Below are 11,176 nucleotides of genomic sequence, written 5' to 3' on the forward strand. Positions count from 1 at the left end.
GGCGCGCATTTGTCAATACCGCGCTGCGTGCACCACAAAAAAACCGGGCGCCAGATCAAACTGGACACCCGGTTTCGACGGCACGACAGCTGCCGTGACGCGCGAGCCCGTGAAGGGCCCGCGGATCGCCGATATTACTCGATGATCTTGGCGACGACGCCTGCACCGACGGTGCGGCCGCCTTCGCGGATTGCGAAGCGCAGACCTTCTTCCATCGCGATCGGCGCAATCAGCTTCACCGTGATCGACACGTTGTCGCCCGGCATCACCATTTCCTTGTCCTTCGGCAGCTCGATCGAGCCCGTCACGTCCGTCGTACGGAAGTAGAACTGCGGACGGTAGTTGTTGAAGAACGGCGTGTGACGGCCGCCTTCGTCCTTGCTCAGCACGTACACTTCAGCCGTGAAGTGCGTGTGCGGCGTGATCGAACCCGGCTTCGCCAGAACCTGGCCGCGCTCCACGTCTTCACGCTTCGTGCCGCGCAGCAGGATACCGACGTTGTCGCCTGCCTGACCCTGGTCCAGCAGCTTGCGGAACATTTCCACGCCCGTGCAGGTCGTCTTCACCGTCGGCTTGATACCGACGATTTCGATTTCCTCGCCGACCTTCACAATGCCGCGCTCGACACGACCCGTCACCACCGTACCGCGGCCCGAGATCGAGAACACGTCTTCCACCGGCATCAGGAACGAACCGTCAACCGCGCGCTCCGGCGTCGGGATGTACGTGTCCAGCGCGTCGGCCAGGTTCATGATCGCCACTTCGCCCAACTCGCCCGTGTCGCCTTCCAGCGCCAGCTTCGCCGAACCCTTCACGATCGGCGTGTCGTCGCCCGGGAAGTCGTACTTCGACAGCAGCTCGCGAACTTCCATCTCGACCAGCTCGAGCAGTTCAGCGTCGTCCACCATGTCGCACTTGTTCAGGAACACGATGATGTACGGAACGCCAACCTGACGCGCCAGCAGGATGTGCTCACGCGTTTGCGGCATCGGGCCGTCTGCTGCCGAGCACACCAGGATTGCGCCGTCCATCTGCGCCGCGCCCGTGATCATGTTCTTCACGTAGTCGGCGTGGCCCGGGCAGTCGACGTGCGCGTAGTGGCGGTTCGCCGTTTCGTACTCGACGTGCGCGGTGTTGATCGTGATGCCGCGCGCCTTTTCTTCCGGCGCCGCGTCGATCTGGTCGTATGCCTTCGCCTCGCCGCCGAACTTCTTCGTCAGCACGGTCGTGATCGCCGCCGTCAGCGTCGTCTTGCCGTGGTCAACGTGACCAATCGTACCAACGTTCACGTGCGGCTTGGTCCGCTCAAACTTCTCTTTTGCCATGATTCTCTTCTTTCAAAAAATAATCGGTTGGTAGATGCAGCTTACTTCGACTTCGCGCTGATGATCGCGTCGGCAACGTTCTTCGGAGCTTCGGCGTAGTGCTTGAACTCCATCGTGTACGTTGCACGGCCTTGCGTCAGCGAGCGCAGCGACGTCGAATAGCCGAACATTTCCGACAGCGGCACTTCCGCACGGACGATCTTGCCGCCGCCGACCATGTCTTCCATGCCCTGGACGATACCGCGACGGCCCGACAGGTCGCCCATCACGTTGCCCATGTAGTCTTCCGGCGTCTCGACTTCGACAGCCATCATCGGCTCGAGCACGACCGGGTTCGCCTTGCGCATCGCTTCCTTGAACGCCATCGAACCGGCCATGCGGAACGCGTTTTCGTTCGAGTCGACGTCGTGGTACGAACCGAACGTCAGGTGGACCTTCACGTCGACGACCGGGAAGCCTGCCAGCACGCCCGACTTCAGCGTGTCCTGGATACCCTTGTCGACCGCCGGGATGTATTCGCGCGGAATCACACCACCCTTGATCTCGTCGAAGAACTCGTAGCCCTTGCCCTGCTCGTTCGGCTCGAGCGTGATGACCGCGTGACCGTACTGGCCGCGACCACCCGACTGCTTGACGAACTTGCCGTCGACGTCCTTCGCCGTCGAGCGGATCGTTTCGCGGTACGCAACCTGCGGCTTGCCGACGGTCGCTTCCACGCCGAATTCACGCTTCATCCGGTCGACCAGAATTTCGAGGTGGAGCTCGCCCATGCCCGAAATGATGGTCTGGCCCGACTCTTCGTCGGTCTGCACGCGGAACGACGGATCTTCCTGCGCGAGACGGTTCAGCGCGAGGCCCATCTTTTCCTGGTCAGCCTTGGTCTTCGGCTCGACAGCCTGCGAAATCACCGGCTCCGGGAACACCATGCGCTCGAGCACGATCGGGTGTGCCGGATCGCACAGCGTGTCGCCCGTGGTCGCTTCCTTCAGGCCGACCGCAGCAGCGATGTCGCCTGCACGGACTTCCTTGATTTCTTCACGCTGGTTCGCATGCATCTGCAGAATACGGCCGAGGCGCTCCTTCTTGCCCTTGGTCGAGTTCAGCAGCGTATCGCCCGAGTTGACGACGCCCGAATACACGCGGAAGAAGATCAGCTGGCCGACGAACGGGTCGGTCATGATCTTGAACGCGAGCGACGAGAACTTCTCTTCGTCGGACGCCTTGCGCTCGGCTTCTTCACCGCTCTCCAACTCGCCCTTGACCGGCGGGATGTCGACCGGCGACGGCAGGAAGTCGATCACGGCGTCGAGCATGCGCTGCACGCCCTTGTTCTTGAACGCGGTACCGCACAGCATCGGCTGGATTTCGCATGCGATCGTACGGTCGCGCAGCGCCTTGACGATGTCGGCTTCCGGCAGATCGCCTTCTTCCAGGTACTTGTTCATCAGGTCTTCGCTGGCTTCCGCAGCCGCTTCGACCATCTTTTCACGCCATTCGTTGCAGGTGTCGGCGAGCTCGGCCGGGATGTCGACGTAGTCGAACTTCGTGCCTTGCGACGCTTCGTCCCAAATGATCGCCTTCATCTTCAGCAGATCGACGACGCCCTTGAAGTTCTCTTCCGCGCCGATCGGCACCACGACCGGAACCGGGTTCGCCTTCAGGCGCAGACGGAGCTGGTCGTAGACCTTGAAGAAGTTCGCGCCGGTACGGTCCATCTTGTTGACGAACGCGAGACGCGGCACCTTGTACTTGTTCGCCTGGCGCCACACCGTTTCCGACTGCGGCTGCACGCCGCCCACTGCGCAGTACACCATGCACGCGCCGTCGAGCACGCGCATCGAACGCTCGACTTCGATCGTGAAGTCGACGTGACCCGGGGTGTCGATGATGTTGATGCGGTGTTCCGGATAGTTGCCGCCCATGCCCTTCCAGAAGGCCGTGGTAGCAGCGGACGTGATCGTGATGCCACGCTCCTGCTCCTGCTCCATCCAGTCCATCGTTGCTGCACCGTCGTGAACTTCACCAATCTTGTGGTTCACGCCGGTGTAAAACAGAATGCGCTCGGTCGTCGTCGTCTTGCCGGCGTCGATGTGAGCGCTAATACCGATGTTGCGGTAGCGCTCGATGGGAGTCTTGCGAGCCACTTTGATCCTCTACTGGGTTGGCGTGATGCGACCCTGTCGCATCACGCCTCAACACAAACGGGCGAGGCGCTTGAAAAGCGCACCCGCCCGGAATTTTTTCCGCTAAAAGCCCAGCCTGGCGCTTAGAAACGGAAATGCGAGAATGCGCGGTTGGCTTCCGCCATGCGGTGAACCTCATCGCGCTTCTTCATCGCGCCGCCACGGCCTTCGGCCGCTTCGGACAGTTCGCCAGCAAGACGCAGAGCCATCGACTTCTCGCTGCGCTTCTTCGCAGCCTCACGCAACCAGCGCATCGCCAATGCCATACGACGCGACGGGCGCACTTCGACCGGAACCTGATAGTTGGCACCACCAACGCGACGGCTCTTCACTTCGACCACCGGCTTCACGTTGTTGAGCGCAACCGTGAACACTTCCAGCGGGTCCTTGCCACCCTTGGTCTGGATTTGTTCGAATGCGCCATAAACGATGCGTTCAGCGACCGACTTCTTGCCGGACAGCATCAGCATGTTCATGAACTTGGCTACATCTACGTTGCCGTACTTCGGATCCGGCAACACTTCCCGCTTGGGGACTTCGCGACGACGCGGCATGTTTCTTCCTTTACCTGTTCAGTTGGAGCTGTTTCTCAGCCCCGCGGCCACCAACTAACCCGATCACATCTTCACGACTAACCAGCTTGGCCGGGTGACCACTTACTCGACAGCACCGGCAATCCGGCACCACCGCCTTGACCGCCCAGAGGCGATCCCTAATCGAACACTGCTTACTTCGCAGCCTTCGCACGCTTCGCGCCGTACTTCGAGCGCGCCTGCTTACGGTCCTTGACGCCCTGGGTATCCAGCGAGCCGCGAACCATGTGGTAACGCACACCCGGCAAGTCCTTCACACGGCCGCCGCGGATCAGCACAACCGAGTGCTCCTGCAGGTTGTGGCCTTCACCGCCGATGTACGAAATCACTTCGAAGCCGTTCGTCAGACGAACCTTGGCGACCTTACGGAGTGCCGAGTTCGGCTTCTTCGGCGTCGTCGTGTACACACGGGTGCACACGCCGCGACGCTGGGGGCAGTCCTGCAGGGCCGGGCTCTTGCTCTTCGTCGTTTCCGACTGACGGCCTTTGCGAACCAGTTGGTTGATGGTTGGCATTGTTTATTCCTGAAATTGAACAAAATCCGCACATCGATTTCGGGCAAAGCGAGAATCGACGTGCGATTGACCTCCGGATCCGGAAAACGGGCACGAACTTTCGCACGCGACCCGTCCCACCAAGAACCGGAACCTAACATCATATTCCGGAAATACCAAGCAAGTCAACGGCTTGCGTGTTTTCCGGCCGCGCCGCCGGGGTCAGGAAACGGTCTCGTCAGGCGGATTCGACGACGTCGATGATCTCGTCGCCGAAACGCTCGAGCTTGCGGATACCCATGCCCGGAATATGACGCAGATCGTCGATCGACTCCGGCGCGTTGCGCGCGATCTCGGCCAGGGTCGCGTCGTGGAAGATCACATAGGCCGGCACGCCGTCGGCCTTGGCCGTCTCCGCGCGCCACGCGCGCAGCGCGTCCCAGCGCGCGCGTTCGCGCGTGCTCATGCCGGTCGTCGGGTCGACGCGCGTACCGCTGCGGCTCGACGACTGGCGCGTGCGCTGCGGCTTCACGTAGCGCCGCAGCGTGACCTTTTCCTCGCCCTTCAGCACCGGCTTCGCGGCTTCGGTCAGCACCAGCGCGCCGAAGCCGCCGTGATCGACGGCCAGGTAGCCGTACGCGACGAGCTGCCGGAAGATCGCCCGCCATTCCGGCTCGGACAGCGACGCGCCGATTCCGAACGTGCTGAGCGTGTCGTGGCCGCGCTGCAGGATCTTCTCGTTGCGGCTGCCGCGCAGGATCTCGATCAGGTGGCTCGCGCCGAAGTTGAAGCCGCTCGCGCGCTGCGCGCGAAACACGCACGACAGCGCCATCTGCGCCTCGCGCGTCGCGTCCCACGAGTCGGGCGGCTCGATGCACGTATCGCAGTTGCCGCACGGCTGGCTGGTCTCTCCGAAATAGTTCAGCAGACGCACGCGGCGGCACGAGATCGTCTCGCACAGGCCGAGCAGCGCGTCGAGCTTCGACGTCTGCACGCGCTTGTGCGCGTCGTCCGCATCGGACTCGTCGATCATCTTGCGCTGCTGGACGACGTCGCCGAGGCCGTATGCCATCCATGCGTTCGCAGGCAGGCCGTCGCGGCCCGCACGGCCGGTTTCCTGGTAATAGCCCTCGACGCTCTTCGGCAGGTCGAGGTGGGCGACGAAGCGCACGTCCGGCTTGTCGATGCCCATCCCGAACGCGATCGTCGCGCACATCACGATGCCCTCTTCGCGCTGGAACATCTCCTGGTGCTTCTGGCGCACCTCGAATTCCATCCCCGCGTGATACGGCAGCGCGCGCACGCCCTGCGACTTCAGCCATTCGGCCGTTTCCTCGACCTTGCGCCGCGACAGGCAGTACACGACGCCGGCGTCGGTCGTGCCGTCGGCGTTCGTATGCTCGGCGCGGATGAAGTCGAGCAGCTGCGCGCGCGCGTTGTCCTTTTCGACGATCCGGTAGCGGATGTTCGGCCGGTCGAAGCTCGACACGAACACGCGCGCATCGTCGAGCGCGAGGCGATGGACGATCTCGTCGCGCGTGATCGCGTCGGCGGTGGCCGTCAGCGCGATGCGCGGCACCGACGGAAAGCGCTCGTGCAGCACCGACAGCTGGATATATTCGGGGCGGAAATCGTGCCCCCATTGCGACACGCAGTGCGCTTCGTCGATCGCGAACAGGCCGATCTTCGCGCGGTCGAGCAGGTCGAGGAAGCGCCCGGTCATCAGCCGCTCGGGCGCGACGTACAGCAGGTCGATGTCGCCGTCGCGCAGTGCGCGCTCGGTGGCCGCGGCTTCCGCGCCGGACAGCGTCGAGTTCAGGTAGGCCGCGCGCACGCCGACTTCGGAAAGCGCGGCGACCTGGTCCTGCATCAGCGCGATCAGCGGCGACACGACGATGCCCGCGCCCTGCCCGGCCTCGCGGCGCAGCAGCGCGGGAATCTGATAGCACAGCGACTTGCCGCCGCCCGTCGGCATCAGCACGAGGCAATCGCCGCCGCCGGCGACGTGCTCGACGATCTCGCCCTGCTGGCCGCGAAACGCGGAATAACCAAAGACTTCGTCGAGAATTTCGAGGGCGCGGGACATGAATGAGAACGAGGACGGCAAACGATGACCGGGATTTTAACAACCCGCTCGCGGGCCGCGCGGCGAATCGCGCAACGTTGGCCATCCGGACGGGTTCCGTTCGCGCGCATGACGGGCCTGCGGCAGGCGCCCTCGCAAGCCCGTCATGCGCGTGAACGACGGCGAAAAAAAACCGCCCAGTCGAAACTGGGCGGTTTCAGCGACAGCGTAGCGAGGCGGCTTGCGCCGCCCGCGCTTACTCGGCTGCCGGATGCTGTTGCGGCTCTTCCGCAGCAGCAGGCGTGCTCGGCGTGCCGAAGTCGAACGCCTCTTCCGCTGCGATCTGGTCGAAACGCTCGCGATCCGACGACTCCTTCGCCTTGCGCGCCTTGTGGAACGCGAGACCGGTACCGGCCGGGATCAGACGGCCGACGATCACGTTTTCCTTCAGGCCGCGCAGATCGTCGCGCTTGCCCATGATCGCCGCTTCGGTCAGCACGCGGGTCGTTTCCTGGAACGATGCCGCGGAGATGAACGAGTCGGTCGACAGCGACGCCTTCGTGATACCGAGGAGCACGTTGTCGTACGACGCCGGACGCTTGCCTTCGGCGATCATGCGGTCGTTCTCGTCCAGCATGTCCGAACGCTCGACCTGCTCGCCCGGGATGAAGCGCGTATCACCGTTGTCGGTGATCTGCACACGACGCAGCATCTGGCGAACGATCACCTCGATGTGCTTGTCGTTGATCTTCACGCCCTGCAGACGGTACACGTCCTGCACTTCGTCGACGATGTAGCGCGACAGCGCCTCGATACCCTGCAGACGCAGGATGTCGTGCGGATCGGCCGGGCCGTCCACGATCATTTCGCCCTTGTTGACGACCTGGGCGTCGTGGACCAGCACCTGCTTTTCCTTCGCGATCAGGAACTCGTGCTGGTTGCCCTCGAGATCCGTGATGACGAGACGCTGCTTGCCCTTCGTGTCCTTGCCGAACGACGTCGTGCCGGTGACTTCCGCGAGGATGCCCGCATCCTTCGGCGAACGCGCTTCGAACAGTTCCGCCACCCGCGGCAGACCGCCGGTAATGTCACGCGTCTTCTGCGCTTCGGTCGGGATACGTGCGAGCACTTCACCCACCTGCACCTGCTGGCCGTCCTTCACGGTGATCAGCGCGCCGACCTGGAAGCCGATCTGCACCGCGTGCTCCGTGCCCGGGATCTTCACTTCGTCGCCGTTCGCGTCAAGCAGCTTCACCTGCGGACGCACGCTCTTCGACGCCTGCGAACCGCGGCGCTTCACGTCGATCACGACGAGGGTCGACAGACCGGTCACGTCGTCGATCTGCTTCGCGACCGTCACGCCTTCCTCGACGTTCTCGAACTTCACCGTACCGCCGTACTCGGTGATGATCGGACGCGTCATCGGGTCCCACGTCGCCAGCTGCGTGCCGGCCTTGATCGCCGCGCCGTCGAGCTGCAGCAGCGTCGCGCCGTACGGGATCTTGTGACGCTCGCGCTCGCGGCCGATATCGTCGGTGATCAGCGCCTCGCCCGAACGGGAGATGACGATCTGCTCGCCCTTCGCGTTCGTCACGTAACGCATCGTGGCCGTGAAGCGCACGATACCGTTGCTCTTCGCTTCCACCGACGACGCCACTGCCGCACGCGATGCCGCACCACCGATGTGGAACGTACGCATCGTCAGCTGCGTGCCCGGTTCGCCGATCGACTGTGCCGCGATCACGCCGACCGCTTCGCCGACGTTCACGAGCGAGCCGCGGCCGAGGTCGCGGCCATAGCAGGCCGCGCACAGGCCGTAACGCGTTTCGCAGGTCAGCGGCGTGCGCACGCGCACCTCGTCGATGCCGAGGCGCTCGATGTCTTCCACCGCGGTTTCGTCGAGCAGCGTGCCCGATTCGTACAGCGTTTCCTGCGTTTCCGGATTGACGACGTCCGCCACCGCGACGCGGCCGAGGATACGGTCGCGCAGCGCTTCGACGACTTCACCGCCTTCGACCAGCGCCTTCATCGCGACGCCGTTCGACGTGCCGCAATCGTCCTCGACCACGACCAGATCCTGCGTGACGTCGACCAGACGACGCGTCAGGTAACCCGAGTTCGCGGTCTTCAGTGCCGTATCAGCCAGACCCTTACGTGCACCGTGGGTCGAGATGAAGTACTGCAGCACGTTCAGGCCTTCGCGGAAGTTCGCGGTAATCGGCGTCTCGATAATCGAGCCGTCCGGCTTCGCCATCAGGCCGCGCATACCGGCCAGCTGACGAATCTGCACCGCCGAACCCCGGGCGCCCGAGTCGGCCATCATGTAGATCGAGTTGAACGATTCCTGGCGCGTCTCGTTGCCGTCGCGGTCCGTCACCGGCTCCGTCGACAGCTGCTCCATCATCGCCTTGCCGACCGCTTCCGACGTCGCCGACCAGATGTCGACCACGTTGTTGTAGCGTTCCTGCGCGGTGACGAGACCCGACATGTACTGGCGGTCGTACTCCTTCACCTTCTTCGCGGCGTCGCCGACGATCGTTTCCTTCTGCGGCGGCACGAGCATGTCGTCCACGCAGATCGAGATGCCGGCGCGCGTCGCGAGACGGAAGCCCGACTGCATCAGCTGATCGGCGAACACCACCGTCGCGCGCAGCCCGCACTTGCGGAACGCCGTGTTGATCAGGCGCGAGATTTCCTTCTTCTTCAGCGGCTTGTTCAGCACCGAGAACGGCAGGCCGTGCGGCAGGATCTCCGACAGGATCGCGCGGCCGACGGTCGTCGCGTACAGCGTGATCTTCGGCACGAACGCCGGCGCGCCTTCCGACTTGTCCTCGTTGTGGACCATTTCGGTGATCCGCACGTTGACGCGCGATGCGAGCTCGACTTCCTTGTTCTCGTACGCGCGCAGCACTTCCGACACGCCGGTGAACGACAGGCCCTCGCCCTTCGCGTTGATCGCCTCGCGGGTCGCGTAGTACAGACCCAGCACGATATCCTGCGACGGCACGATCGACGGATCGCCGTTGGCCGGGAACAGCACGTTGTTCGACGCAAGCATCAGCGTGCGCGCTTCCATCTGCGCTTCGAGCGACAGCGGCACGTGAACGGCCATCTGGTCACCGTCGAAGTCGGCGTTGAACGCCGCGCAGACGAGCGGGTGCAGCTGGATCGCCTTGCCTTCGATCAGCACCGGCTCGAACGCCTGGATGCCGAGACGGTGCAGCGTCGGCGCACGGTTCAGCATCACCGGGTGCTCGCGGATCACCTCTTCGAGGATGTCCCACACCACCGGCGTCTGGTTCTCGACTTCCTTCTTCGCAGCCTTGATGGTCGTAGCTACCCCCATCACTTCCAGCTTGTTGAAGATGAACGGCTTGAACAGCTCGAGCGCCATCAGCTTCGGCAGGCCGCACTGGTGCAGCTTCAGCGTCGGGCCGACCACGATGACCGAACGGCCCGAGTAGTCGACGCGCTTGCCCAGCAGGTTCTGACGGAAGCGACCGCCCTTGCCCTTGATCATGTCGGCGAGCGACTTCAGCGGACGCTTGTTCGCGCCCGTCATCGCCTTGCCGCGGCGGCCGTTGTCGAGCAGCGAATCGACGGCTTCCTGCAGCATCCGCTTTTCGTTGCGGACGATGATTTCCGGCGCCTTCAGCTCGAGCAGACGCTTCAACCGGTTGTTACGGTTGATCACGCGGCGGTACAGGTCGTTCAGGTCCGACGTCGCGAAACGGCCGCCGTCCAGCGGCACGAGCGGACGCAGTTCCGGCGGCAGCACCGGCAGCACTTCGAGGATCATCCACTCGGGCTTGATGCCCGAGCGCTGGAATGCCTCGAGGACCTTCAGGCGCTTCGCGTACTTCTTGATCTTCGCTTCCGAGCCGGTGTTCTTCAGCTCGGTGCGCAGCGTCTCGACCTGCTCGTCGATGTTGATCGCGCGCAGCAGCTCACGCACGCCTTCCGCGCCCATCTCGGCACGGAATTCGTCGCCGTATTCCTCGACCTTGTTGTAGTAATCCTCTTCGGTCATGATCTGCCGCGCCTTCAGCGGCGTCATGCCCGGTTCGATCACCACGTACGCTTCGAAGTACAGCACGCGCTCGATGTCGCGCAGCGTCATGTCGAGCACCATGCCCAGACGCGACGGCAGCGACTTCAGGAACCAGATGTGCGCGACCGGCGAGGCCAGCTCGATGTGGCCCATGCGTTCGCGACGCACCTTCGCCAGCGTCACTTCGACGCCGCACTTCTCGCAGATCACGCCGCGGTGCTTCAGGCGCTTGTACTTGCCGCACAGGCACTCGTAGTCCTTGATCGGCCCGAAGATCTTCGCGCAGAACAGACCATCGCGTTCCGGCTTGAACGTACGGTAGTTGATGGTCTCCGGCTTCTTCACTTCGCCGAACGACCACGAGCGGATCTTGTCCGGCGAGGCCAGACCGATCTTGATCGCGTCGAAAACTTCTTCCTGTTGGACTTGCTTGAATAGATCGAGCAGAGCTTTCATTGCTTTCTC

The 11,176-nt window shown here is 63.4% G+C and carries 6 protein-coding genes; all 6 read right to left on the minus strand.

Going from position 1 to position 11,176, the window contains the following annotated elements; all coding sequences use genetic code 11:
- Window positions 1-134 precede the first annotated feature (134 nt).
- The 6 genes from tuf to rpoC all read right to left on the minus strand — a co-directional run bounded on the left by tuf (window position 135) and on the right by rpoC (window position 11,167).
- On the minus strand, window positions 135-1,325 hold the full coding sequence (gene tuf, locus WJ35_RS10060; protein WP_060234174.1) for an elongation factor Tu: 1,191 nt from the start codon (window positions 1,323-1,325) through the stop codon (window positions 135-137).
- 41 nt (window positions 1,326-1,366) lie between these two features.
- Window positions 1,367-3,469 carry an elongation factor G gene (gene fusA, locus WJ35_RS10065; RefSeq protein ID WP_042582907.1) on the minus strand — a complete coding sequence of 701 codons (2,103 nt, stop codon included), beginning with the start codon at window positions 3,467-3,469 and terminating at the stop codon, window positions 1,367-1,369.
- Window positions 3,470-3,591: 122 nt separating this feature from the next.
- A complete protein-coding gene (rpsG, locus tag WJ35_RS10070) occupies window positions 3,592-4,062 on the minus strand; it encodes a 30S ribosomal protein S7 (RefSeq protein WP_004198359.1) in 471 nt (156 codons plus the stop codon).
- 173 nt (window positions 4,063-4,235) lie between these two features.
- Complete coding sequence (gene rpsL, locus WJ35_RS10075) at window positions 4,236-4,616, minus strand: 30S ribosomal protein S12 (protein WP_006400662.1); 381 nt, start codon at window positions 4,614-4,616, stop codon at window positions 4,236-4,238.
- 217 nt (window positions 4,617-4,833) lie between these two features.
- On the minus strand, window positions 4,834-6,681 hold the full coding sequence (gene recQ / locus WJ35_RS10080) for a DNA helicase RecQ (RefSeq protein WP_060234176.1): 1,848 nt from the start codon (window positions 6,679-6,681) through the stop codon (window positions 4,834-4,836).
- 235 nt (window positions 6,682-6,916) lie between these two features.
- Window positions 6,917-11,167, minus strand: a complete 4,251-nt coding sequence (gene rpoC / locus WJ35_RS10085) for a DNA-directed RNA polymerase subunit beta' (RefSeq protein WP_069239104.1) — start codon at window positions 11,165-11,167, stop codon at window positions 6,917-6,919.
- Window positions 11,168-11,176: the final 9 nt, after the last annotated feature.

It is taken from the genome of Burkholderia ubonensis, from assembly GCF_001718695.1.
Lineage (GTDB): Bacteria > Pseudomonadota > Gammaproteobacteria > Burkholderiales > Burkholderiaceae > Burkholderia > Burkholderia ubonensis_B.

Coding starts and splice junctions, on each gene's coding strand:
- tuf (WP_060234174.1), bottom strand. CDS start 1,325: ATGGCAAAAGAGAAGTTTGAGCGGACCAAGCCGCACGTGAACGTTGGT.
- rpsG (WP_004198359.1), bottom strand. CDS start 4,062: ATGCCGCGTCGTCGCGAAGTCCCCAAGCGGGAAGTGTTGCCGGATCCG.
- rpsL (WP_006400662.1), bottom strand. CDS start 4,616: ATGCCAACCATCAACCAACTGGTTCGCAAAGGCCGTCAGTCGGAAACG.
- recQ (WP_060234176.1), bottom strand. CDS start 6,681: ATGTCCCGCGCCCTCGAAATTCTCGACGAAGTCTTTGGTTATTCCGCG.
- rpoC (WP_069239104.1), bottom strand. CDS start 11,167: ATGAAAGCTCTGCTCGATCTATTCAAGCAAGTCCAACAGGAAGAAGTT.